This window comes from Caballeronia mineralivorans PML1(12), from assembly GCF_001028175.1.
In the GTDB taxonomy this organism is placed as follows: Bacteria; Pseudomonadota; Gammaproteobacteria; order Burkholderiales; family Burkholderiaceae; genus Caballeronia; species Caballeronia mineralivorans.
On sequence record NZ_AEJF01000010.1, the window covers coordinates 81442 to 103913 of the forward strand.

At 59.7% G+C, this 22472-nt stretch carries 23 protein-coding genes and 1 pseudogene; 16 read left to right on the forward strand and 8 right to left on the reverse strand.

The genetic code is table 11. The features are described from left to right. Positions 1-1061 precede the first annotated feature (1061 nt). Complete coding sequence (locus tag EOS_RS02065) at positions 1062-3287, forward strand: hypothetical protein (RefSeq protein WP_235442672.1); 2226 nt, start codon at positions 1062-1064, stop codon at positions 3285-3287. Between the two features lie 235 nt (positions 3288-3522). Here the strand turns inward: EOS_RS02065 and EOS_RS02070 are convergent, their stop codons facing one another. Further along, a complete protein-coding gene (locus EOS_RS02070; RefSeq protein WP_047844933.1) occupies positions 3523-4581 on the reverse strand; it encodes an NHL repeat-containing protein in 1059 nt (352 codons plus the stop codon). Between the two features lie 1368 nt (positions 4582-5949). Between EOS_RS02070 and EOS_RS02085 the strand changes: the two genes are divergently transcribed. Beyond that, positions 5950-6138, forward strand: a complete 189-nt coding sequence (locus EOS_RS02085; protein WP_047844935.1) for a hypothetical protein — start codon at positions 5950-5952, stop codon at positions 6136-6138. 65 nt (positions 6139-6203) lie between these two features. On the opposite strand, the gene EOS_RS02090 is transcribed toward EOS_RS02085, so the two are convergent. Both EOS_RS02090 and EOS_RS02095 read right to left on the reverse strand, forming a co-directional pair. Next, entirely contained in the window at positions 6204-6728 is a 525-nt protein-coding gene (locus EOS_RS02090) for a hypothetical protein (protein ID WP_152693062.1), read from the reverse strand. 239 nt (positions 6729-6967) lie between these two features. Continuing rightward, positions 6968-7417 carry an ester cyclase gene (locus EOS_RS02095; RefSeq protein WP_047844937.1) on the reverse strand — a complete coding sequence of 150 codons (450 nt, stop codon included), beginning with the start codon at positions 7415-7417 and terminating at the stop codon, positions 6968-6970. Between the two features lie 369 nt (positions 7418-7786). Between EOS_RS02095 and EOS_RS43395 the strand changes: the two genes are divergently transcribed. From EOS_RS43395 to EOS_RS02150, 11 genes are all read left to right on the forward strand, one after another. Next, on the forward strand, positions 7787-8359 hold the full coding sequence (locus EOS_RS43395; RefSeq protein ID WP_053063724.1) for a hypothetical protein: 573 nt from the start codon (positions 7787-7789) through the stop codon (positions 8357-8359). A gap of 102 nt (positions 8360-8461) precedes the next feature. Then, complete coding sequence (locus EOS_RS02105) at positions 8462-9022, forward strand: methylated-DNA--[protein]-cysteine S-methyltransferase (protein ID WP_063177452.1); 561 nt, start codon at positions 8462-8464, stop codon at positions 9020-9022. Next, on the forward strand, positions 9019-9744 hold the full coding sequence (locus EOS_RS02110; RefSeq protein WP_047844938.1) for a 2OG-Fe(II) oxygenase: 726 nt from the start codon (positions 9019-9021) through the stop codon (positions 9742-9744). Before EOS_RS02105 ends, EOS_RS02110 begins: the two co-directional genes overlap by 4 nt. 14 nt (positions 9745-9758) lie before the next feature. Next, positions 9759-10409 carry a DNA oxidative demethylase AlkB gene (alkB, locus tag EOS_RS02115; RefSeq protein ID WP_047844939.1) on the forward strand — a complete coding sequence of 217 codons (651 nt, stop codon included), beginning with the start codon at positions 9759-9761 and terminating at the stop codon, positions 10407-10409. A 194-nt stretch (positions 10410-10603) separates the two neighbouring features. Further along, the gene (locus tag EOS_RS47870) at positions 10604-10924 is read left to right on the forward strand and encodes a hypothetical protein (protein ID WP_235442673.1); all 321 of its coding nucleotides are present in this window, start codon (positions 10604-10606) and stop codon (positions 10922-10924) included. Positions 10925-10974: 50 nt separating this feature from the next. After that, on the forward strand, positions 10975-11532 hold the full coding sequence (locus tag EOS_RS02125) for a methylated-DNA--[protein]-cysteine S-methyltransferase (protein WP_047844940.1): 558 nt from the start codon (positions 10975-10977) through the stop codon (positions 11530-11532). Continuing rightward, positions 11529-12173 carry a DNA-3-methyladenine glycosylase family protein gene (locus EOS_RS02130; protein ID WP_047844941.1) on the forward strand — a complete coding sequence of 215 codons (645 nt, stop codon included), beginning with the start codon at positions 11529-11531 and terminating at the stop codon, positions 12171-12173. Before EOS_RS02125 ends, EOS_RS02130 begins: the two co-directional genes overlap by 4 nt. A 79-nt stretch (positions 12174-12252) precedes the next feature. Then, positions 12253-13329 (forward strand): bifunctional DNA-binding transcriptional regulator/O6-methylguanine-DNA methyltransferase Ada, encoded by a 1077-nt coding sequence (gene ada / locus EOS_RS02135; protein ID WP_047844942.1) that lies wholly within the window; start codon positions 12253-12255, stop codon positions 13327-13329. Between the two features lie 14 nt (positions 13330-13343). Further along, the gene (locus tag EOS_RS02140; protein WP_047844943.1) at positions 13344-14051 is read left to right on the forward strand and encodes a 2OG-Fe(II) oxygenase; all 708 of its coding nucleotides are present in this window, start codon (positions 13344-13346) and stop codon (positions 14049-14051) included. Between the two features lie 21 nt (positions 14052-14072). After that, entirely contained in the window at positions 14073-14378 is a 306-nt protein-coding gene (locus EOS_RS02145; RefSeq protein ID WP_047844944.1) for an Ada metal-binding domain-containing protein, read from the forward strand. Further along, positions 14375-15148 carry a 2OG-Fe(II) oxygenase gene (locus tag EOS_RS02150; RefSeq protein ID WP_063177453.1) on the forward strand — a complete coding sequence of 258 codons (774 nt, stop codon included), beginning with the start codon at positions 14375-14377 and terminating at the stop codon, positions 15146-15148. Before EOS_RS02145 ends, EOS_RS02150 begins: the two co-directional genes overlap by 4 nt. Before the next feature lie 166 nt (positions 15149-15314). Here EOS_RS02150 and EOS_RS02155 read toward each other — a convergent pair whose 3' ends face one another. The 4 genes and pseudogenes from EOS_RS02155 to EOS_RS02165 all read right to left on the reverse strand — a co-directional run bounded on the left by EOS_RS02155 (position 15315) and on the right by EOS_RS02165 (position 18653). Beyond that, the gene (locus tag EOS_RS02155; RefSeq protein ID WP_160312456.1) at positions 15315-16097 is read right to left on the reverse strand and encodes a TMEM175 family protein; all 783 of its coding nucleotides are present in this window, start codon (positions 16095-16097) and stop codon (positions 15315-15317) included. A 640-nt stretch (positions 16098-16737) separates the two neighbouring features. Next, positions 16738-17049: pseudogene (locus EOS_RS47420) on the reverse strand (transposase); the annotation flags it as partial. A 255-nt stretch (positions 17050-17304) separates the two neighbouring features. Further along, complete coding sequence (locus EOS_RS49110) at positions 17305-17469, reverse strand: phage integrase N-terminal SAM-like domain-containing protein (protein ID WP_167348948.1); 165 nt, start codon at positions 17467-17469, stop codon at positions 17305-17307. A gap of 278 nt (positions 17470-17747) precedes the next feature. After that, positions 17748-18653 (reverse strand): LysR family transcriptional regulator, encoded by a 906-nt coding sequence (locus tag EOS_RS02165; protein WP_047844945.1) that lies wholly within the window; start codon positions 18651-18653, stop codon positions 17748-17750. On the opposite strand from EOS_RS02165, the gene EOS_RS47875 reads away from it, so the two are divergent. The 3 genes from EOS_RS47875 to EOS_RS02180 all read left to right on the forward strand — a co-directional run bounded on the left by EOS_RS47875 (position 18567) and on the right by EOS_RS02180 (position 20854). After that, positions 18567-19166, forward strand: a complete 600-nt coding sequence (locus tag EOS_RS47875; RefSeq protein ID WP_235442674.1) for a DoxX family protein — start codon at positions 18567-18569, stop codon at positions 19164-19166. The two genes, EOS_RS02165 and EOS_RS47875, sit on opposite strands and share 87 nt — an antisense overlap. 45 nt (positions 19167-19211) lie before the next feature. After that, positions 19212-20084 carry an NmrA family NAD(P)-binding protein gene (locus EOS_RS02175; protein ID WP_047844947.1) on the forward strand — a complete coding sequence of 291 codons (873 nt, stop codon included), beginning with the start codon at positions 19212-19214 and terminating at the stop codon, positions 20082-20084. A gap of 140 nt (positions 20085-20224) precedes the next feature. Further along, entirely contained in the window at positions 20225-20854 is a 630-nt protein-coding gene (locus tag EOS_RS02180) for an NAD(P)-dependent oxidoreductase (RefSeq protein ID WP_087881860.1), read from the forward strand. A gap of 1096 nt (positions 20855-21950) precedes the next feature. Here the strand turns inward: EOS_RS02180 and EOS_RS02185 are convergent. After that, positions 21951-22403 carry a winged helix-turn-helix transcriptional regulator gene (locus EOS_RS02185; protein ID WP_047844949.1) on the reverse strand — a complete coding sequence of 151 codons (453 nt, stop codon included), beginning with the start codon at positions 22401-22403 and terminating at the stop codon, positions 21951-21953. Between the last annotated feature and the right edge of the window lie 69 nt (positions 22404-22472).

The window sequence follows — 22472 nt, forward strand, 5'->3', positions numbered from 1 at the left end:
AAATCAACCTTCTCCGGCGTTTATAAAGCCCCGTGCGGCAAGGCTTCCCAAGCGTTCCCGGGTCCGGCGGCACCACGGCTGGAGCGCCGGGAAGCGGTAAACGTTGCGTGCGTGAAACATGAGTTAACGCGATTAAAAACACGCTTCACGAGAACTTCTCGATTTAACAGCTCGCGGACGGCTTTGAAAAACCACTTCCAATTGAAATACAAGCGTTAAATGACGCCTTTAAAGCTTACGAGCGATTAACAACATAATCTGGAAACGTGCGGTGCCGCACATACTTTCAATGTTTTCCAATATCAATGCAGATGATGTTTCACAATGGAAACAAAATTAATTCATCTGATAAAAGAGCTTTAAAACTCTGATGAAAATGATTTTGTGAGGCGGTCACCGGCGTTAAGTCCCGATTTGGCGGGGCCTTGGACGGTCCTCGAATGAGGATCGGACAAGCGCAAGCGGCCGCGAAGGTAGGCAAAAAAATCCGCTGGACTGGCGGTTGATGACGAGCCGACGCAACCACTCGCATACCAGTTGTCTACAAACATTCGCGCGCGGAGCTATGTTGGATCGATCACATACGCCACGGCAAACGGTCCGGGCGCACCTGTCGCGCGTTTTGATACAGATTAGTTACGCCAAGGGTTCATCTCGCGACGGAGCGCCGGACAACGCCGGATCAGCCAGAAAGTCGCGCTATGCCGCCACCCATATAAGCGCCGATGACCCGATGCAGTCAGCATCCGACAACGTTCATCGCGGCGACTGGCGCGTTCGTTGCGCCTCGCCTATCCTCTGCGCAATCGGAAGCGGTATCAATCAACGCGCCGATCGCCGTGCGCCTGCTCGCGGCACCTTAAAACGGTGCCGGATGTTGCATCGCGAGATAGAAACTTATGGAGGTTTACCGCGCGGTTGGGCACTGCGAGGCGGCGCATCAGAAAACGTTTCATTCAGGTAGCACAAAGGTGGTGAGTACCTCTTTCCTCGGTGGAAAACGCCGTCGCTGCGGACTCGAACCACCCGGCTCTCGACCCCGGGGTGTAATGGAAAAGTCATTGACAGCAGGATTTTCCGCGTGCGCGACACCGCGTCCGCAGCGCGTATTGGCCCAATGCGCCAGGATCGCGCTGGTCTTCGCCGTCGTCGCGACCGTGTGCGCTTGCCGGGGCGAAACCGCGGCGGCTCAGGAAACACCGGTAACGTCTGAGGATTCCGTCAAGATCGACGGCGCTGCGTGGACACCTTGCGCGGCGGAATACGAGCGTTGTTCCTTCGACGGCGCGAAAAAGGTGCTCTACGGCACGCCGGACAAGCATGTCATCAAGACCTTCACCGGCGGCACGGGTTGCGATAACGGCGTGTTCGACGACCCCGCGCCGGGTGAGTCAAAGCGCTGCTGGGTCGAAGCCGTGGCAGAGAGCGCCGCGGCCCGGTTCGTCGCCAGCGCACCGCCGCCATCCACCCCGCTCGCGATGCAATGCAGCCCCGCTGCCGCCCCGGTCGATGCCCCGGCTGCCGGCGATACGGTCGAAGCCGACACGCCCGGCAGCGACGGCACACGCATGTTCGCGCTTCATAAACCGTTCGAACTCGCGCTGACCACGCGTGCCAAGTCGGCAGGCACACTCACGTGGCGGATACAGGACGCCTGGAACACAGTGAAAGCGAGCGGCCGTCTTGCCGTGACGCCCGGCGCGCATACATCGACTATCAAGTGCACGTCGCAGGCCGCCGGTTATTTTTCGGTCGCGGCTCAGCTCGAAGGCGCCAATGCGGCCCCTGCCGCGCTGCCGTCGCGCGGCACGCGGCCGGCGGGCATCGCCACGTTCGGCGTGCTGCCTGAGCTCGCCACGGTGCTGCCGGCCGTCACGTATAAGAACCTCGATCTGCATCGCTTCGGTGGTCAGGGCGCGGCGTATCTGCGACCTGGTCAGACGTGCTGTTCCGGCGATGGGTACCGCCCGCTCTATACCGATCTCGGCCTGAGCTGGGTCAACGACAACCGCAACTGGTACATCACCGAGCCGAAAGCGCCGAACACGTTCGATCCCGCCGGCGATCACCTCGCGCCCTTCTTCAAGCCCGGCGATCTGCTGCGGCTGATCCAGCTCGATGGCATTCCCGGTTGGGCGAACCACACGGGCAAGGACACGCATAGTTATGCGCCCGCCTCGCTTAGCGATTACAGCGCCTATATGAAGCGTGTTGGCGAGGAATCGAATCGCGTGCGCTCGAGCGTCTTTGCGCAGCAATCGAATAACTACTATCAGGTGAGCTGGGAGCCCGACTATGAAGGCGGCCTGCCGTGGCGCGATACGGACGCCAATCTCGTCGCTATGTACAAGGCTACTTACGAAGCGATCCACGCCACCGATCCTCATGCGGTGCTGATGGGGGTGACGTTGTCGTCGCTGGGGAAAAACACCGAGTGGCTGAACCGGCTCGCGCCGCTCGGCATTGCCAAGTATCTCGACGGCGTGAGCGCACATGGCTACTACGACGTGGGAACATCGCCATCGCATCCGCCGGAGCGCATGGCGGGTAACAGCGATCCGCAGAAGGCCGCACAAAGCTTGCCCGCGATGATGCGTGCGCTGCGCCACACCATGACGCAGATGCTTAAGCCTGGCGCGAAACTGTTCATTACGGAGTCGGGGATCAGCTATGACATCGGCACGAAATACGGACCCTCGACGCCGTCGGCGAACGTGCTGTATGCGCAAGGCGCGTTGGTCTCACGGCTGCATCTGATCCTGCTCGGCGAGGGTGCGGACATGAGCTATATCTTCTACGCGACCGATCCGCCCGAAGTGGGTTATGGCATCTTCTTCGATCTCCTCAACAAGGAAGGCGGTTTCGGCCAGACGCAGATCAGCCCGAAGCCCGCGGCCATGGGCGTGGCGGCAATGACGCGCATTATCGACGGCACCAATACGCTTGGACCCCTCAAGAGCACGCCAGCCGGCGTCTATGCCTATGCGTTCCAGCGGCTGAACGGCGGCAAGGTCGTCACAGCGCTGTGGACGCATGAGAATGCGGTATGGCCTGGGGCATCGGGATTCAGCGCGACGCATGGCGTGCGGTACACGTTGCAGGTGGATGCGGCGGGAACGTCTGGAACGGTCACCGTCCTCGACATGATGGGCAATCCTTCCACGCTGCCTTATGCAAACGGGCGAGTTGCGCTCACGCTGACCGAGGCGCCGGTGTATGTGGTGTCGCAGAATGCCGGCGTGATGAAGGCGAACGTCAACGCGCCCGAAGGGTACGTGCTCCGGTAACGTCCTGCCTGCGCAGGATGTGGACATGCCCCGGACACTATGAGTCCGGGCGCTCGTAGTTCAATATGTGCCAGGTAAGTGAAAAACTACTGACACAATTCGTGAAAAAATCCGGGCGGCCGACACTTCCTGCGAGGACTCGGCCGTCCGCGACTGTCGCTGATCGACCCTGTAAACAGATCTTCAGATTTAACCAAAGCGACCGTTCGACGCTAGAGGTACAAGTCCGACCAGATTATTTTCTATCGGCTTCTTCAGTTTTCATCGAACATTCGTTTTCATCCTGTTGCCCGCCTCGCCCCGACCGGAAGGCGATCCCTCCGGGGTTGGCTGGACCGGGCGTGGAGTCCTCGATGACTTGAGACGGCGCCACATTGCCCCTTGCTCCCGGCGCGAACGCGAGAATGCGAAGGTTCGGCTCGGCAACGAAGAGCCGTCCATCCGGCGAGACGGCGATCCTGTTACCCGGCGGAAGCAAGCGTTGGCCGATGATTCCCGTGGCTGGACCGCTGATTGTCCGTATCGGTTGCACGTTGCCATTCGCCTTGGCGGCGAAAATGCTCACCTGGGTCTGGCTCGCATCCGCAGTCGTGTTGTAGACGAATAATTCGTCCGTACGAGGATCGACAGCGATCGACGTGGCGATCTGTGAGAAAAAAACATCGCGGCCCGGAAACAGGTCGGTTTTAGGACCTGTGAGGCTGCGCAGAAGCGGTGGCGCGGTCACGCTTCGGCTCGTGCCGAACGTGTCGATGATCGCCGTTCCCTGTATGTCATAACCCGCGATCAGCAGATTGTCGTCGCCGTCGATCGCGATGCTCTGGTATTGGGTGATATTTGGATCGGTAATGCGGACCGGATTGGGTATCGGCCCGGAGCTATTGGCGGGAACGACCATCACGCCCGCAGTCGAGGGACGAACGCTCAGGACGAAGTCGTTGAGGCGAGAGTCCACCGCGATGCCGGGCAGGTCATTTGTCATCCCCGGCATGAACGAGCGACCAGGCGCCTGATTGCCCTCCGCTTTCCGCGGAAAGATGTCGACGGTGTCATTGCCAAACTGCGCAACGTGAAAGGCGTCCTTCCTGTCGATCACCGTCGCCCCGGCCGTCATCAGGGTAGTGAGCGGCCCTTGCAGCACCTGGCAGGGTTCGGTCGCTCCGTTGGCGCGCGCGGAGTAACCGCGAATCTGATCACCGAGCGTGAGAAAGATGGCGTCGTGCGAGCAGGCGGCGTGCGCCAGCTGGACTCCGAAAAGCATGCTGACGACGGCGACACATAGCGCGGATTTCATGACACGCCTCCTGGGTCATAGTGTGCGAATGCGCCGTTTAAGCATAGACGCCGGCCGGAGGCCGAACAAATTTCCGCCAGTTGGGACCTGTGTTTTGGCGGGCGATGTGAGGCAACACCCACCGATATCGAACGATAGTGCGGCGTGCTAGCGTGTCAGGGACACCCCTGTCGCATATGCCAAACCGATTTGTCTGAGCGACTGGAATTGCCGACCTCTGCCTGATGCGGTCGACTCAGTTCTTCGACCCTTTATAGACAAGCGTCACAAATCGCGGGATGGCCGGTTGTAAGCGACAAGCGGTCATTGGCGCTTCGATTTCGAACTGCCGCACTTGGAATGTCGTCGCAGCTCCCATTTGCCCTCATCACAGGCGCCGTCGGATGCGATGGGGCTAACGTCGAAAGTGAACTTAGTCAAGCGATGCCAAACGGGTCACGAGCCTGCTGATCCCACACGAGAACGTCTCCGTGCCAAAGCGTAATTCTGCGCGTGTCGAGGGATTCGTGGTTTTTAAAAAGGACGGCGCTGGCCATTCCCAATGTAAAAGCAACGATTGGCGCGCCTCCTTTTGGTCAGCTCATCTCCTGATGCAAAGAGACGCGCGCACCTGGAACTCGGCTTACCAGGCTGACGTCGGGGGCGAAATCATTGAAGCCGACAGTAGCGGCAGCGTCCCGCCCCAAATTCCTCAATACATCGGGCATTGCAGCGCACGGCGGGTCCGTCGGAAGACGGTCTTGGCTTCGCGCGATCGTCGTCCAGCCGAGACTAAAACATGTCGTTGATTCGCTGGACATGCTCAGTCCACTCGGCGTCACAGAGCGACGATCCTGTGGCGATTTTTGAAGCTCGGTTACGCGGCGCGGGAGTTCGTCCCCATAGCGTAGCGCGAATCCGCGCAAGATAAAAGCGCCACGCCCGAGAGCGAGGTACTCGGCGTTGTCAGTCATCGGGTGCGCATCGTGGGTCATGAGAGTCTGCCTCTTCGGAAAAATGAAAGTGCGCCAGAGACCTTCGCGCAGTCGTTACATGCCCGAGAGCGATAGCTGGCCGAGCTGCATCCGTACGGTAGAGCCGGCGAGTCGACGCAACAATCCGTTTCTTGCGCTGCAATTCCGCAAGGTGAGCCAGCTACTCGCACAAAGGTCCGCTGCCAGTACAACTGCCTTCGCGTTTAAAACGGACGATCTGTTCGATTACGACGCGGTCCAACGCACGGCGAGATTGAACCGCAAGAAACGGAGTTTTTTTAGCTGCGCGCGGCGATAGGTTGAAGTCTCTGCAGAGGACGCATCCCGTCAAGCGACAAGCGAGTCGCTACAGATCAAGATCAACGACGGTAAATATAATTAACAGGAGTCCACCATGTTGCCATTGCTTTCTTTTCACGCCTTGGTTGCGCATCGAGGGGACGGATTACGCCCGGAGCTTCTCGCCCTGCTTCAACGCGAAGCCCAGCCTCAGATGCCTTCCGCGAACGTCAGCCACCAACCTGCGTCGATCCAGAAGGGCGAGGGAGCTGAACCCATCCTTGACGATCCAACCACCGAATAATGTCGGACCGCCAGAGCGGCAGTGCATCTTGATGATGTCGCGTTCGGGCTTGACTAATCGAGAGCTCAAGCCGAGCCGCCCGCTTCCACAGTGACGAGACCCGACAGATCGATGCCCGCTTTAAGAGAACCGTACAGGTTCATCGCGATATATGCGGGTAGCACCTCGGCGCGATGGAAGTGGTCGCTGAAAGCGCAAGAAATACGGCATGTTTCACCGTGATCAGCGAATATAAATGACTTCACGGAAAATTCTTTGTTCGCCTCCGAATAGTCTTCCTGTGTCAGATCCGGTCTTTCGTTGACCATTGTGTGAACCGGATGCCGGGCTGGCAGTAGATCGGAAAGACTAGGATCGTCCGATATGCGCTGTACATCGGAGCCGTAGTAATGGACGCCGCTGTAATATTCGAGGCACTTGTAGAGCGCGAGGATCTGCTTTGTTGACCAGTGAGAGAGCCGAAAGGTTCGGTCGTACATCGCGTATTTGATGCACACACTTACCACTGCGCCAGAGACGCTCATAACAGCGGTTTTAAAGCTAGCAGCCAGATTCGGCTCATCGCGGGCGCGACGATTCTCAATGCGCATATTACGAACCCCAATTGGCTAATGAAGGCTGACGAGGTTGGAGAACGTGAGCGCCGAAGCACTCCGTTCCTTGCGGCAATTTTCGAGGAGAGTGATGATTCGTGACCGATGCGCCAGACCCGTGCTGTGCGGGTGAAGAGTCGACTGACCGGACAACGCAGACTGACTCTCGCCGGTCTGCGCTCCCGATCACTCGCCGCGCCGACGGGTCCACACCGACGATGACCGACAGCCGGGGCTCATACCGTCTTGATCAGCCCCAGTTGCGTGAGGGCCGACACACCGTCGTCAAGACCGAGCTCTTCGACGATTTTGCCCTCCTTCAAACGAAGCACGGTGGTGCCGGTGAAGTGCATCTTGCGGCCAGTTGCCGCCGGCAGAGACCCTGCAAGAAAGTCGCTAAAAGCCGGGCCCGTATGCGTACCACCACCTTCCCATTGGCCAACGACGTAATCGCCTTCAGCGATGAGGTCCGTGACGCCCCAGAAATTGAGGTCCGGAAAGGCTTCGCGGAAAGCGGTCATGAACGCTTTGATGTCGTCACGACCACGACGAGGCTCATGCAGCGAGTATTTCAACAGCATGTCCGGCGCAGCGATCTCGTCGATAATGCTGAGGTCACATTTCTCGCCCCAGAAACTGGTGAACCAGCGACCTACGACCGCCTTGTTGTCCTCTTCCTTTGACATGTTCGACTCCTTACTGAGCTTGATTGGCAGCGAAGCGGGTTTGCTTCGCCTGGAACGAACAATATCCATCGCGCCTCCCTACTACTACCCGTTTCTTGCGGTGCGATTCAGACAATCCGTTTCACGCCGCTCATCCGGAACCGGGGAGCAAGAAACAGAGCAGAAGGACTTGCTGCAACAAGTATGGTTGGTTCTATGCGTCCGGCGCTTCAGTAAGCTATAAGCGCCATGCCTTGGGCCGTCTCATCTGCATACGGGTAGTTGAACTCGTGACTTCAAAAGACTGACGTCGAGTTGAATACCGCAAGAACCGGAGAGACCTACCTATCAAAAGATATTACTTTCGACGCTTTCCGGAGAACGTCTCTCATGTTGAAATACCCCTGCGCTGCTACAGCCGAACAATCCTTCATCAACGGTGCTGCGGCGATCAACGAGGCGCTGCATCGGCAGGCCCATATATCGACGCCCTCCAACGACACGCGACTGGATCGCCTAGTGCAGCATCTGCTTGACCTCGACGATGACGAAGCGACGGAGCTGGAGGCACTTGGCGTGCCCGCGGAATTGGGTAGCCGAAGTCCTGCGAGCTTCAACAACGCCCTGCAGCAGGTCATTCGGCAACTTCAATTGGCCAAGCTGTTCTGTCCCAGCCAGGAAGGCGAATTCCACCGAAGCATCTGCCCGGCTGCCTACAACGAACGAACGGGTGAACATCATCCAGAGGAGATGGCGCGATGGCGGGCGGAATTCCGAGGTATGGCTCCAGAACAGCAGATGATGGCAGCCACGATCATCTGGTTATATCAGTCGGGTCCCGATTCGACATGGCTGCGCCGCGTCCCCTGTACCTGGCGAGCAGGTGAAGCGATGCAGTACATGCGTGACGCTGGATGTCTCTCGCTGTGGCTCAGCCTCGTTGCAAGATATCCAGGCTGGTAAGCCATATCGCTCAAAGGGAAATTCAACCGCAAGGAGCGGAGTTTCAACGGACAAGAAGATTTCTAGACTGTCACCACTCCTTCAACTACCGAGTGACACATCATGAAAACCCGTCCCGTCGCCCCGTTCAAATACAACTTTCGCGCACCTGGCCGCCAAGTCGAAGGCCCAATCCGATATGCCGTCGGACAAACGGTCCGCGGTATGGTTTTGATTGGCAGGAGCCGACAAGGCATCTGCGCCATATTCCTCGGCGAGAACGCGCAGGAGCTGTACGACCAGCTCGCGGTCGCCTTTCCCGATGTTGAACTGACAGCGGATCGGCAGTCGCTGCTGGGCGAACTGGGCCAGGTCGTCGCTTTCATCGACAAGGATATTGCCGAGGGCGTCATCAATCTGGACATCGGCGGCACCCCCTTCCAGCAGGAAGTCTGGCAGGCATTGTGTGGCATTCCGGCCGGACAGATGCGCAGCTATAGCGAGATTGCACAGCATCTCGGGGTGCCGGAGGCCGTTCGAGCTGTAGCCAGTGCGTGCGCCGCCAACGTGCTTGCGATTGCCATTCCCTGCCACCGCGTCGTACGCAGCGATGGCACGATTTCAGGCTATCGCTGGGGCGTCGATCGCAAGCGCGCATTGCTCGTGGAGGAGTGCGGGCAATGAAAGCTGGAGCGAGGAACGCTGAAGAGTCAAAGGCGGCGGCCTTCGACTGGGTGGGCATCGAACAATCGCTCGATGCTCTCGGAAATGCCGTCTTGTCCGGCCTGCTAAATGCGAAGCAATGCGGAGAAATCGCGACGCGCTACGCCGAAGAGGAAGGCTACCGAGCCCAGATCGTAATGGCCCGTCACGGATTTGGACGTGGCGAATACAAGTATTTCGCCTATCCGCTGCCGTGGCTGCTCGAGCAACTGAGGCATACGCTTTACCCGCACTTAGCGCCGATCGCCAATCGCTGGAATCGGCAACTTGGTATCGAAGTGCAGTACCCGGACGAACTCGATCCTTTTCTTGCCCGATGTCATCGGGCCGGCCAGACGAGGCCGACGCCGCTGATCCTCGAATACGGTCCCGGAGACTACAACTGCCTGCATCAGGATCTCTATGGCAAGCATGTTTTTCCGCTGCAGGTGGCGATCCTGCTGTCCGAACCCGGCAAGGACTTCACGGGCGGAGAGTTCGTCATGACGGAGAGCGCGCCGAACGGCCAGCGTGCTGGTGTCGTCGCATTGATTCAGGGCGACGCGGTAGTGTTCGCCGTCAACCAGAGACCGGCAGCGAGCAAACGCGCCGGCACGCGGAAAGTGGCAATGCGGCATGGCGTCAGTCTCGTCCGGAGCGGAACTCGTCACACCGTCGGCCTAATTTTCCACGACTCACGCTAGGGGCTAATACTGCCATGACAACGCTCGATCTTTTTCAGAGTCCAACTTCGGACCAGCGCGAGTCGATCGGACCGTGCGCCTTTGTACTACGCGGGTTCGCGCTGCCTTATGTGGACGATCTGATCCCCGCTCTCGCGGACATCGAGGCATGTTCGCCGTTTCGCAACATGGTGACGCCGGGTGGCTTCACCATGTCGGTCGCGCTGACCAACTGCGGTCCGCTGGGATGGACCACCGACAGACATGGCTATCGCTACACTGCTCTTGACCCGGACAGCGGCAAGCCTTGGCCGGCCATGCCGGATGTGTTTGCCGCACTGGCGCGCGAAGCCGCGGCGGCTGCCGGCTTCAGAGATTTTGACCCAGACGCCTGCCTCGTCAATCGCTACCTGCCTGGTTCCCGACTATCGCTGCACCAGGACCGGAACGAACGCGACTTGGATGCACCGATTGTTTCGGTGTCGTTGGGCATGCCGGCCACTTTTCTGTTCGGTGGTGATGCGCGCTCGGACAGGGCGGACAGGGTTCCGCTGCACCACGGCGACGTGGCAGTTTGGGGCGGTGAGGACCGACTGCGCTATCACGGCGTGATGCCGCTCAAGGACGCGCCTCATTCCCTGCTCGGAAGCCAGCGCATCAACTTCACATTTCGCAGGGCGAGTTGAATGCACATGTGCTGGTTCGCATCAACGCGTCGACAATCTTTGTTCGGGGCGCGACAGGAAGGCTTTCTCTCAGTTGTCCCTCGACCGGGGTTGTGTCGTAGCGGGTGGAATTACAAAGCAAGAGACGGAGTTTTCTCTCTCGATCGCTGAAGTAAAGTGACCGGACTCCAAAAAATTGTCCTTAAGAGTCAGTCATGACCGCTGCCACCGTTGCGCTTTTTCCCAGAATCGAAGTATCCGACGCCCAACCGTTGTTCCCGGAAGAGCGGGTTGGTGAACCGAAGCAGGCTGCGCCACTTGCGAGCCCGGAGCCGGACATGTCCGTGAACTGGATGTCCGCCAGTCCGATGAATGACTTTCCCGAGGTGCGGTGCCGGGTCGAGGCTTACTGCCAGTCGCTGGTAGACAACGGCGCCGCTCGTTGGTGGATCAACGATGCCGGACATGCCGAACTACACATGAATAGCGGTGAATCGTACCTTTTCGGCGAGCTGGGTATCACCCGAATCCGGTGAAGGGTGAGGAAGACCCATAGACACTCACCTCAGGAAATGAGGATCACATCATGCAACTATTCCTAAGCCGCCTGGCGTCGCCGCTCGGCGACATCCTGCTCGTCATCGATGCGCAGCAGCACATCCGTGCGCTCGATTTCGCAGATCACAAGGCACACCTGCATCGTGGCCTGCGCGAGCACTACGGAAGCGTCGAACTGAACGACGCCCCCGCACCGGACGAGATCGCAAAGGCCGTCGCCCGTTATTTCTCGGGCGAGCTGGATGCGCTCGACGCCCTGCCGACGGCCACGGCAGGCTCCGACCTGCAACGCCAGGTCTGGGCCGCGCTGCGCCGCATACCGGCGGGCACTACCACGACCTACGGCAAGCTCGCGAGGGAACTGGGCTTCGACGACCCGCGCGCAGCCATTGAAATCGGCGCGGCCAATGGTGCAAACCCCATCGCCATCGTCGTGCCGTGCCATCGCGTGATCGCCAGCAACGGCGCGCTCAAGGGCTATGCGTGGGGCCTGCATCGAAAGCGCTGGCTGCTCGAACACGAGAAGGCGATCCCACCCAGGCCCGTCGCCCAGCAAACTGCGACTCTTCCTGGATTCGAATCTTGACCACCTCGATCGCCGCCGATCTGTCGCCGTGGGCCTATCGGCGGGCCGAGGGGTTCCTCTCCGGCCTTGATGCTGATTGGACCCGCCATATTGCTTCCGTGGGCCCGTGCCGACATGAAGCCAAGCCTGCCCGCGAACCCTACGAAGCCCTGGTGCGTGCCATTGCCTACCAGCAACTGCACGCGAAAGCCGGTGACGCTATTCTCACGCGACTGTCGGCGCTTTATCCCGATGCGGCCTTCCCTTCGCCCGGGCAACTGCTTGCCACCGACCCGGAGCTGCAACGCGTCTGCGGCTTCTCGGCTGCCAAGCTCGCCACGATCCGTGGCATTGCTCAAGCCACCGTCGACGGCATCGTACCGAACCGCGGCGAGGCGCTGAACATGTCTGACGAGGCGCTCATCGAGCGCCTGACGATCCTGCGCGGAGTCGGTCGCTGGACCGTCGAGATGTTCCTCATTTACACGCTGCAGCGCTCCGACATTCTGCCCGCCGACGACTTTGGCGTACGCGAGGGCTACCGGCACCTCAAAGGCCTGCACAAAGCCCCCACTCCCCGCCAAATGCGCGAGATCGGAGAAGCTTGGCGCCCGTGGCGGACCGTGGCGGCCTGGTACTTGTGGCGCATCCCTGCGCGCTGAATTGGTGAGCAAGAATCGGAGTTCTTGCGAACAAAGTCCGGCCTATTCTCACGCCATAACCGAGAAACCGGACACTTCCATGAACACGACCGCTCCAGCTATTTCAGCTTATGTGACAGACGACGAGCGCTGGCAAGCTCTGCAGGCGCGCGACGCGCGCGCCGACGGGGTTTTCGTCTACGCGGTGCGCACTACCGGCGTCTACTGCCGACCCAGCGCCTCTGCACGACTCCCCAAACGTGAGAACGTGGAATTCTTCGATTCTTCCGGGGCGGCCGAAGCCGCGGGGTATCGCGCGAGCCGCCGTGCTCGAGGCGACCAAACCAGTGCCGCAGCCGAACGAACTGCGCTCGTGGCACGGGCCTGCCGCCTCATCGAGGACGCGGAGACTGCACTCAACCTTGACGATCTAGCCGCCCATGCCGGCATGAGCTCCTTTCACTTTCACCGGGTGTTCAAGGCCGAAACCGGCTTGACACCAAAAGCCTACGCTTCAGCCTCGCGTGCACGCAGGCTGCGGGCGGAACTGGTCTTTCCGAACACGTCGGTCACCGATGCAATCTATGGTGCCGGCTTCAATTCCAACAGCCGGTTTTACGAAGCTTCCGACCAGTTGCTCGGCATGCGTGCGCGCGATTACCGGGCAGGAGGTACCGGGGCGGTCATCCGCTTCGCCGTGGGGCAATGCTCACTTGGCGCCATTCTGGTTGCACAGAGCCAACGAGGCATCTGCGCCATCCTCTTGGACGATGACCCGGACGCGTTGGTGCGCAATCTGCAAGACCAGTTTCCCAAAGCCCAACTCATCGGTGGCGATGAGGAGTTCGAGCAATTGATCGCCCAGGTCGTGGGGTTCATCGAAGTTCCCTCTCTGGGCCTGAACTTGCCTTTGGACGTGCGTGGCACTGCCTTCCAGGAGCGCGTGTGGCAGGCGCTTCGCGAGATTTCGCCTGGCACCACCGCGAGCTACACACAGATAGCCGAACGCATCGGCGCGCCCAAGGCCGTGCGCGCAGTAGCGCAGGCCTGCAGCGCGAATCACATCGCCGTGGCCATTCCCTGTCATCGCGTCGTACGGCGCGACGGCGATATTGCTGGCTACCGCTGGGGCGTCGACCGCAAGCGCGAACTGCTGCGGCGCGAAGCCGAGGCTTAAACAGGACTTTTCCCATGGGATCTTCTACAACCGCAATTGACCAACTGAATTGGCCGGACATTACCGCGCAACTGGACATCGAAGGCTATGCCCTACTGCCAGGACTCCTTGCCCCGGAGCACGCACGCGACCTGGCACGCCACACCGATATGTTAAAAACGCTTCGTCGGGTATCGCTGGCTTCCTCCGATCTCGGGCGAGGTGAGTTGTTTTATTTCGATGCGGGCCTGCCGGCGCCGTGGTCGGCATGGCGCGCGACGTTCTACCGCTACTTGGCGCCTGTCGCGAATCGCTGGAACGAGACCCTAGGTAGCGGCTACCGCTACCCGCCGGAACAGAAGGAGTTTCTGGAACTCAATCGGCAGGCGGGACAGACTGAACCGCAGTCCCATCTGAACCGGCTACGTGTGGATGACTATCTGGCCTTGCATCAGCGCCATGACGGCGAGCACGTGTTCCCGCTGCAGATCGTAGGACTTCTGACGGAACCGGGCAGCGACTTTCAGGGCGGTGAGTTCGTGATGACCGAGCAGCGCCCACGCATGCAGTCGCGCCCGATAGTTCTACCTCTCAAGCTCGGCGACGCAGCCATCATCAGCACGGCCCAGCGCCCGTTCAAGGGAACCAAAGGCTTTTACAGAGTGAATCTCAAGCATGCCATCAGCCGCGTACGTGGTGGCGAGCGCATCGGCGTGGAGTTGTCGTTCCACGATACGCAGTGATGTCACGGGAGGGCGACGACGATGACTCAATCTGGAACCTTCACGCTGATCGGACGGAATGGCCAGTCGTACCAGAGTCTGATGCCGGGCACCCTCGGCGGCCATCGGCGCAACAAGCTCTACGGTCGTCTCGACTGTCGTGCCGCGCTGCATGCCATTGCCTGCGGCGGGTACATAAAGCACCGCGTGTTCTTCCTCGATGAAGCCACCGCCATCGCCGCCGGCTACCGCCCGTGCGCCGTCTGCTTGCCGGAGAAATATGCCGCCTGGAAGGCAAGCCAGCCAGTCCAAGTAACTGAAAAAACCGGGGAAAGAACACGTTCATGATCACGCAAACCGCATGTCCCGCCCAGACCGAGCCTTTCAACCTTCACGAGAGCACGCCGCATGATTCGCTGGAGGCCAGGATCGCCGCGACCGACTGGAGCCCGTTCGAGAATGCCCTCACGCGCGACGGCTACGCTGTGCTACCCGCATTGCTTACGCCTCGTCAGTGCCGGGAAGTTGCGAGCTATTTCTCGCAGGAGGAGCGCTTCCGCAGTCGCATCATGATGGAGCGCTACGCTTTCGGACGCGGCGAATATAAATATTTCGGCTATCCTCTGCCCGACGTGGTGCGGCGACTGCGAGAGTCGTTGTACCCGCACTTGGCGCCCATCGCGAATCGATGGCACAGCGCAATGCACATTGACGAACGCTTTCCGGCCACTCATTCCGAATTTCGCGAGGTCTGCCATCGCGCTGGCCAGCAGCGGCCGACGCCGCTACTTTTGCGCTATCGGCCAAACGATTATTGCTGCCTGCACCAGGATCTGTACGGCGAACACGTGTTCCCGTTCCAGGCTGTGTTCCTGCTCGACGAACCGGGGCGTGATTTTGAAGGTGGTGAGCTGCTGCTAACCGAGAGTGACCCGAAGAAACCCGGTCGTGCCGAGGTCGTACCGCTGCGGCAGGGTGATGCGGCGGTCTTCGCCGTCAACCATCGGCCCGTGCGCTCCATGCGTGGGTTCTATCGCGCGAACTTGCGCCATGGCGTCAGCAAGCTGCATCGTGGGCAACGGCATACACTGGGCATCATCTTCCACGACGCCAGATAGTCCTCGGCAGGAAAACCACCGCACAGAACGAAACGAAGTCGTACGCCCCAACACTCGGTCCGCCATCGACGGCGGCGGCCGAGTATGACGAACCGGGTCTCGCCTGCACACACACCTGCGCGGTACCCGCGGGTTCGCATGGCTCTCCAATCACCTCGCCCGGCATTCACCGGTTTGAATAGATGCCCTGGCTCGTCAAGGCGTAGTAGCCGACAACGAAGATGAAGATCCCAACCGCGAGAAGCGGGTGAACAAACCAACCTAGCGCCGCCGCCATGATGTAAAGCAGGATGCCAAGCGCCGGTCGAAGCACCTGGGACGCAAAAGCAGCCGCCGGCAAATGGGGTTTCAAGAGTTCAGGATGGCGATGCAAATGCCGAAAAGCAGGGAGCCATGACGCCGACATCAGTCCGGCTATTAAGGCATAAAGCACTACCGCCGCCTTCTGATCCATGAGGTTACCGCTGCGGAATGCGCCTGCCAGCACGCCAGTCGGAAACGGGATCAAGGCTGCGGTGCCAATGATGCCGAGATTGATGCAGTTGAGTGTCAGATCCACCTTACAGAGACGCTCGAACATGTAGTGATGGTTGAGCCAGATGATTCCAACATAGATGAACGCAACTGCATAGGCCAAGTAGGAAGACCATTCCGTCAGAAGCTCTTCCCCCAATCTTCCTGGCGCAGCATCCGGGCGATGGATTTCCAGAACAAGTAGCGTAATGATGATGGCGAAAGCCGCATCAGTGAAGCTTTCCACACGGCGTGTCTCTGGGAGGCCAAACACGCTTTTTATCTCGGCGGCCTGTGCCGCCTCCACGTTTGGCCGTGCGAGCGGAAACGACGGACCTGCCTTCTGGGCGAGTGCGTTGCACACATTGCGGGCCTTGCACCAGAGGGCTTTCGACCAACGTCCGATGAAGGGTTTATTTTCCTCTAGTGCTGGCATCGTGAATTCCTTTCGCGTAATTATTCTGAGGCCGTTTCGAGGCATACCCGTCTGGCCGGAGCAGCGCATGGGAAAGGGATGGTCGTCGCCGATCTCAACCACTCCTTAAACCACTGACGCGGCATCTTGAGTTCGATGATGGATTTCGTCGCTGAGAATGTATCGCAACCGTCGATTCAAGACGCTCCGTTCCTTGCTTTGGAATTCGATTTCGGGGCAGTGCTTCAACGACCGCTTGAGGGTTTTGAGCGGCCGGTCAGTCACGCTTGTTGAGAGGCCGGTTCTGTTTAGGGTTGTAGGAAGCCTGCCCTGATCCGTCGGCACGTCAACTCGCCCAGACGCCAGCGGGCAGGCGTCCTACAAGCCCCAAGGGAGGAAACCGCGGAGTGCTCCGACATGGTCTGAACATTTCAGCGCTATGGCGATTTGTTCGATCACATTGGGGACATGGTGGATATAAACGCGGGTAAATCTGAGGCTAGATAGGCACGATCGTGGCAGCGACGCTGCTGAGAGTTGCTGTCACGCCGACTCGGCCAGCACCAAACTGCCGGTTTGGAATCATAGGCGCAGGTGTCTCCTATTGGCTCTCGTTGCCGAAGAGCCGACAGTCGATGTGTGCATCCTGACACGATGGCGTTCATGCGTAGGCTCGCTCAACCGGTGGTGCGCGGATAGGTCTGCTGCGTTGGAGTATGTCGATGATGACCATCGGAGAACCGCAGTGCCGGCAAACGAAGGTTGGCGGCACTGCGACTGTGGCTACGTCGTTGGCACTGCGGCCGATATTGGCAGACACGACGCCCAGCAACTCGCGTATCTTCGCGAGATTCGCGCGCCGCGAGGGGTTCGCCAGCAGACCGTAATGGCGGATGCGGTGGAAGCCGCCAGGTAGCACGTGCAGCAGGAACCGGCGCACGAACTCACCGACCTTTAACGCCACCACTTCGCTGGCGCGTAATCCTGTTCCGTACGCTACTGCGAGTGCTGTCTGATGCTTGAGATTAGTGGCCGCCGCGATCAGTCGGCCCACTTCATCGCGGCTGAGTATGACGGGCAAGGTGCGGGGTAAATACACCGGATGCATCTTTGCCATTAACTCGTCGCGACCAAGCGTGGCGTCAAAGAAGAACTTCAATCCCGTGATTGCCGCGTTCAGGGAAATCGGCGAAACGCCGTGGTCAACCAAATGCAATTGATAGCGCCGTCAATCCTCGACGCTGGCTGTGTCAGGCGAGCGGCCGAGAAACACAGTGAACTGTCGCACCACGCGAAGATAGTTGGCTTGAGTCTTCGGCGCGAGTCGGCGCATGCGCATGTCGTCCATCATGCGCTGGCGTAGCGGACTGATGCTTGGGCTGGGAGTAGTCATGGCTCGGCTCCTGTCGAGTAACGAGGCGGATTGCCTCATTGCTCAACATAGGAAACCGAGCGGGTTTCCTATGAAGAACCACCACGTTCAAACGGAGTGCATACCGCGCGAGCGGTTTAGTCCTCTGGCCGAACCCGGAAGTACACGGCCAGTCCGAATATCACGGGTCTCGGCCGAATACCGAACTTCCGTACCCGACCCATTGCAGCCCCCGACGAGTGGCAGCTTCGGAGCAGTCAATTTTAGGGCACTCTCGATCAACGTTTATCCACCACCCCTCATTCCAGATACGGCGTCAGCACAACTTCGATCCATTTCATGAATGCGCGGACTCGGCGCGACAGATTGCTCCGATGTGCTACGACGAGGGACGCGGCGAGCGCTCGGCGACGAGAGTCGGGAATAACCTCCACAAGCGCCCCACTTTCTATGTATCGGCCAATCCCCAGGAGTGGCGCCTGAATCAGGCCGAGGCCGGCGAGCGCAGCGGCTTCGTAGATCTGCGCGTTGTTGACGTGTAGCGTACCCGGCAACTGAAGCGTCGCGTAGCTGTCGCCGTTCGGATATTCCCATCCATAAGGTCTTGAGCCGAGCATCGTCGAAAAATGAATCGCCCGATGTTCCTGACGCTGGAGATCCTCTAGCGATCGAGGGACGCCATGGCGCGCCAGATAGGCGGGACTGGCAGCGTTGACCATGCGCAGCAGGCCCAGTGGGCGGGCAATCAGCGTCTCGTCCCGTATCGGTCCAAGCCGCAATACACAGTCGAATCCCTCTTGAACCAGATCGACTTGCCGATCCGTACTCGACACCTCCAGCTCCAACTCGGGGTGAGTCGCCATGAACTCCGGTAAGGCTGGCACGATCGTGGTGCGCGCCACTTCGGACGGAAGATCCACCCTTAGACGCCCGCGAAGTGCCACGTGCTCGCCTGCGAACATCGAGTGCAGGTCATCGACTTCAGCAAGCAGATCGCGGGCGCGCGCATGAAACGCACGTCCGTCCTCTGTCAACTGCACGCTCCGCGTCGTCCGGTGCAGGAGTCTGACACCGACATCTTCTTCCAGCTTCCGGACAGCCGTTGAGACCCTCCCCTTTTGGATGCCCAAGCTGTCGGCCGCGCGGGTGAAGCTCCCCATTTCCGCGACCGTTACGAATATGAGGAGGGGTTCGAGATTCTGCATTTTCGCGTCTCGGTATTGTTCATCTTAGAGAGAACAGTTAGTTCACTTTATCGGCGTTTATCATACTTGAGAAACACAATAAGCTTCGAAATTGAGACCCACATCGGAGAACAACAAGTGACTGAAACTATGACCTTGCATTGCGCCCTGTGGGCCGGCCGGGTAATGAGCGCGTTTGTCGTTATCGCTCTGGTGGCAGACGGGATTATTCAGCTTTTCGTGCCAGCACAGATCGCGAGCATGTTGCAGGAAACCGGGTTCGCGATGGACGTTACCCGTGTGGTGGGTCCGATCGTCCTTGCCTGCGCCATCCTTTACGCCATCCCGGCTACCGCCGTCCTCGGCGCGATCCTGGTGACGGGCTATTTGGGAGCTGCCATCTGCGCCCATGTCCGCATTGGTGAGTTGGGATCGCCGCCAGAAATCATTTCGCTGGTTCTGGGCGCGTTGACATGGGGCGGCCTCTACGCGCGCAACTCCCGTATCCGAGCCATTCTGCCGCTCATTCGTTAAGCCAACCGGGGCAGTCATCTGTCCCTCAATATCCGGAGAAAGCATATGTTTTTAGTAACGGGCATCACGGGAAAAGTGGGCGGCGCAACGGCAGAACATCTGTTGGTGCACGGCAAGAAAGTACGCGCGCTGGTCCGCAATCGCGAGAAGGCGGCTCACTGGGCGAACCAGGGCGTGGAACTGGTAGACGGCGATTGGAATGATTCGGCAGCCATCGAGCACGCGCTCAAAGGCGTCGAAGGCGCGTTCGTCATGTTGCCGGCTGTCTGGGCGCCCTCGCCCGATTTCAAAGAAGCCAGGGGCGTGATTGCAAACTATGTCGAGGCGCTCACCAGGGCATCGCCGCCGCGAGTGGTTGCGCTTTCGTCGATGGGGGCGAACAGAACCAGCGGGCTGGGGATGATCACGGCGCTGTTGCTTCTGGAGCAAGGATTTCGCGAACTGACATTGCCGATCGCTTATGTGCGCGCCGGCGGATTTTTCGAAAACTTCCTCTACGGCTTGCATGTTGCCAAAGGTGGCACGCTCCCCGTCTACTACAACCCGACCGATCGGAAATCGACCATGGTCGCGACCAACGACATCGGCGCCGAAGTCGCAGCGCTTCTGACCGGGCCGGAATGGTCGGGGCATCGCGCCATCGAGCTCGGTTCGATGGTCAGTGCGGATGAAATAGCGACGCAATTGGGTGAAGTCCTGAAGGTCGACGTCAACGCTTTTGCTGTACCGCGGGCCGGGTGGCCGGCAGCGTTCGAGCAGCTCGGCGTTCCGAAGGGCCAGACGGGACCGGCCGAAGCGATGTATGACGCCGTCAACTCAGGCTGGATGGACCTCGGCGTCGAGGGTACGGAGCACGTCCCGGGCGCGACGTCTGCCCGCGATGTCTTCGCGGCGGCCCTGAAGGCCGCTACAGAATAGGTCAGCGGATCAGCGATGGGATACGACTTTGGAAATCTACTCCGGAAATTCTCACCCCATCGTGATTCTGGCAGAGCAACCAAAAGAGCCCATTTCCTTATGAAATGCGGCGTTCATACCAACAACTATCGAGATCGACTATGAAGGTTCTTGTTTTGGGTGCAACGGGCGGAACCGGACGGCTGATCGTCCACGACGCCTTGGAGAAGGGTCATTCCGTAGTCGCGTTGGTTCGCTCGAAGGCGCGCGCGCCCGACTTCCCAGGCGCAGACCTCATTGAGGGGGATGCCTGCGACGAAGGCGCCCTGATGCGCGCCTTGAAAGGCTGCGATGCCGTCGTCAGCTCGCTGGGCACGGGCATTAGCCCTTTCAGCGAAGTCAGCGTTCTGACCGAAGCGACACGCGCGCTCCTCCCGGCGATGGCCCGCAGCGGCGTGCGCCGTCTAATCTGCATCTCCGCCCTGGGGGTAGGAGACAGCCGTGGCCACGGCGGCTTCGTATTCGACCGGCTATTCCAGCCCTTGCTGCTTCGCCATGCCTACACAGACAAGGGGCGTCAGGAAGCCGCGATCCGCGCCAGCTCACTCGATTGGGTCATAGTCCGGCCCGCGATGCTCACCAACGACCCAGCTCGCGGAAGCGTCAGGGCCATCGTTGACCTCGCCGGCGTCAACGGCGGGAAGATCGCACGCACCGATGTCGCTCGGTTCGTTGTGGAGCAACTGGCGACTAACATCTGGTTGAAGCGGACCCCCGTTCTCCTATGGTGAGGACGGGTCTCGTGGATCACGTTCTTCAACCACCTAGTAGTCAGGCATACAAGAGGTCACGAATGAACAGATTGGAAGGCAAGATTGCGCTGCCCGTCGCGCGCATACCGCCGGTAGAAACCGGTGGCAGCGCCAAACAGCATTCGCGAGCGTTCTGGATTTGGATTCGCCCAAATGACGGCGACCGTCGCGCCATCTCATGATTCATCAAACTTGCCCCGGCGTCATGGCGCGCTGGGTCAGAGGAGAGGACTATGCCTTTCATCCGCGCCAGCATAACAACCGCGGACGAAGACCCCCGGTTGCTTCAGGGCTTGATGCCCGCCCCTTGATGGCTCGGTCCGTATGCGGTCCTGCGTACAACGCGCGTGCTGACGGTCGCGACCTTTCAGGGTGACTGGCTCGAAGCCAAACCCCGGTTTCGGCCTGCGACCCACCGCAATCCGGTACAGGGGACGTTAAATCACTTCCTGAGGCCATCGCGCCAAACGCGCCCCGCCGCGAGGGCTTCCTGGCGCGAAGCGAAGGCCTCACTAGGCCCGCTGGTGATGTTGCCCTCCTGCGTCCACAGCTCCCAGCGGCCGTCATGTCGCCAGCTCGGCACGGCGGCGTAATCCTAGGCGGCCAGCACGGGCACAACTGCCTCGACCTCGGGCCGAAGCGTGAGCGATCCATCCCACACCAGCGGTGTGCCGCAGCGTCCGTCGCCATGGCTTGACAGGGCGTCTGTCCTCTTAGTCGTGAATCCCGCTCATCCTGACAGCATGCGAGTGCGGGCTCTGCCGACATTGATGGGTGTGTCGGAAGACGACCCGTTTTCAGTTGTTCTCGAATGTCCGCTTTGCGGCGTCAATTTGAAGCAGTCGACGGGCAGGTATTGGCCGGACCCGGTCCGATGTGAAATGGCGCATGGAGCTGCCGTTGATCGGTCCGCGTCGGGCAGAAGTCGACCCTGAACCGCCGCTGGGGTTGGCGAAACATTAATGGCGGCTTCCAGGACCGTTTCGGACATCGGCCCCGCTATTCGCTGCACCTCGCAGCCGGTGGTGTGTGCATATCGTTCGGGCGATGTGACAGGGCGCGCTTGCCGTCTTGCTCATTCCTTGCTCTCAGGAAACATACATCCGCCACTGCGGACCAGCGCCTTCACCTCTTCGCTCACCTGCAAGGGACTTTGACTTAATCGAGCAACGAATTCCTTACTGCGCCGCACGTACGACTTCGAATCGTGCTTCGCGCTCCAAAGGACTATGTTAAGCACGAGGGGAATGAGATCCAGGCCCTTTTCGGTCAGCGTGTAAAGGTCACGGCGCCCATCGTCGGGGCTGGGTGTCCTCGAGAGAATGCCTTGCTCCTCAAGAAACGCGAGGCGGGAAGCAAGGACATTGGTCGCGATTCCCTCTTCCGATTTCAGGAACTCGCCATACGTCTTCTTGCCAGCAAAAACGATGTCGCGGATGATCAAGAGCGACCACCGGTCGCCAAAGACCTCCACGCCGTAGTTCACTGCGCAATGGGACCGAATGTCTTCTCTAGATGTCGTCTTCATGGCTAGATATTAACATCGCTTGCATATCGCAAGTAAATCGCGCTGTTTACTTGTTTTTTGCAAGCAATA

Excerpts from the sequence above, each read along its gene's own strand:
- EOS_RS47870 (WP_235442673.1), top strand. The coding sequence starts at position 10,604 with ATGACCGCTGCCACCGTTGCGCTTTTTCCCAGAATCGAAGTATCCGAC.
- EOS_RS02070 (WP_047844933.1), bottom strand. The coding sequence starts at position 4,581 with ATGAAATCCGCGCTATGTGTCGCCGTCGTCAGCATGCTTTTCGGAGTC.
- EOS_RS02125 (WP_047844940.1), top strand. The coding sequence starts at position 10,975 with ATGCAACTATTCCTAAGCCGCCTGGCGTCGCCGCTCGGCGACATCCTG.
- EOS_RS02165 (WP_047844945.1), bottom strand. The coding sequence starts at position 18,653 with ATGCAGAATCTCGAACCCCTCCTCATATTCGTAACGGTCGCGGAAATG.
- EOS_RS02155 (WP_160312456.1), bottom strand. The coding sequence starts at position 16,097 with ATGCCAGCACTAGAGGAAAATAAACCCTTCATCGGACGTTGGTCGAAA.
- alkB (WP_047844939.1), top strand. The coding sequence starts at position 9,759 with ATGACAACGCTCGATCTTTTTCAGAGTCCAACTTCGGACCAGCGCGAG.
- EOS_RS02185 (WP_047844949.1), bottom strand. The coding sequence starts at position 22,403 with ATGAAGACGACATCTAGAGAAGACATTCGGTCCCATTGCGCAGTGAAC.
- EOS_RS02150 (WP_063177453.1), top strand. The coding sequence starts at position 14,375 with ATGATCACGCAAACCGCATGTCCCGCCCAGACCGAGCCTTTCAACCTT.
- EOS_RS02090 (WP_152693062.1), bottom strand. The coding sequence starts at position 6,728 with ATGCGCATTGAGAATCGTCGCGCCCGCGATGAGCCGAATCTGGCTGCT.
- EOS_RS49110 (WP_167348948.1), bottom strand. The coding sequence starts at position 17,469 with ATGACTACTCCCAGCCCAAGCATCAGTCCGCTACGCCAGCGCATGATG.
- EOS_RS02175 (WP_047844947.1), top strand. The coding sequence starts at position 19,212 with ATGTTTTTAGTAACGGGCATCACGGGAAAAGTGGGCGGCGCAACGGCA.
- ada (WP_047844942.1), top strand. The coding sequence starts at position 12,253 with ATGAACACGACCGCTCCAGCTATTTCAGCTTATGTGACAGACGACGAG.
- EOS_RS02145 (WP_047844944.1), top strand. The coding sequence starts at position 14,073 with ATGACTCAATCTGGAACCTTCACGCTGATCGGACGGAATGGCCAGTCG.
- EOS_RS43395 (WP_053063724.1), top strand. The coding sequence starts at position 7,787 with ATGTTGAAATACCCCTGCGCTGCTACAGCCGAACAATCCTTCATCAAC.
- EOS_RS02180 (WP_087881860.1), top strand. The coding sequence starts at position 20,225 with ATGAAGGTTCTTGTTTTGGGTGCAACGGGCGGAACCGGACGGCTGATC.
- EOS_RS02105 (WP_063177452.1), top strand. The coding sequence starts at position 8,462 with ATGAAAACCCGTCCCGTCGCCCCGTTCAAATACAACTTTCGCGCACCT.
- EOS_RS02085 (WP_047844935.1), top strand. The coding sequence starts at position 5,950 with ATGTTGCCATTGCTTTCTTTTCACGCCTTGGTTGCGCATCGAGGGGAC.
- EOS_RS02095 (WP_047844937.1), bottom strand. The coding sequence starts at position 7,417 with ATGTCAAAGGAAGAGGACAACAAGGCGGTCGTAGGTCGCTGGTTCACC.
- EOS_RS02140 (WP_047844943.1), top strand. The coding sequence starts at position 13,344 with ATGGGATCTTCTACAACCGCAATTGACCAACTGAATTGGCCGGACATT.
- EOS_RS02110 (WP_047844938.1), top strand. The coding sequence starts at position 9,019 with ATGAAAGCTGGAGCGAGGAACGCTGAAGAGTCAAAGGCGGCGGCCTTC.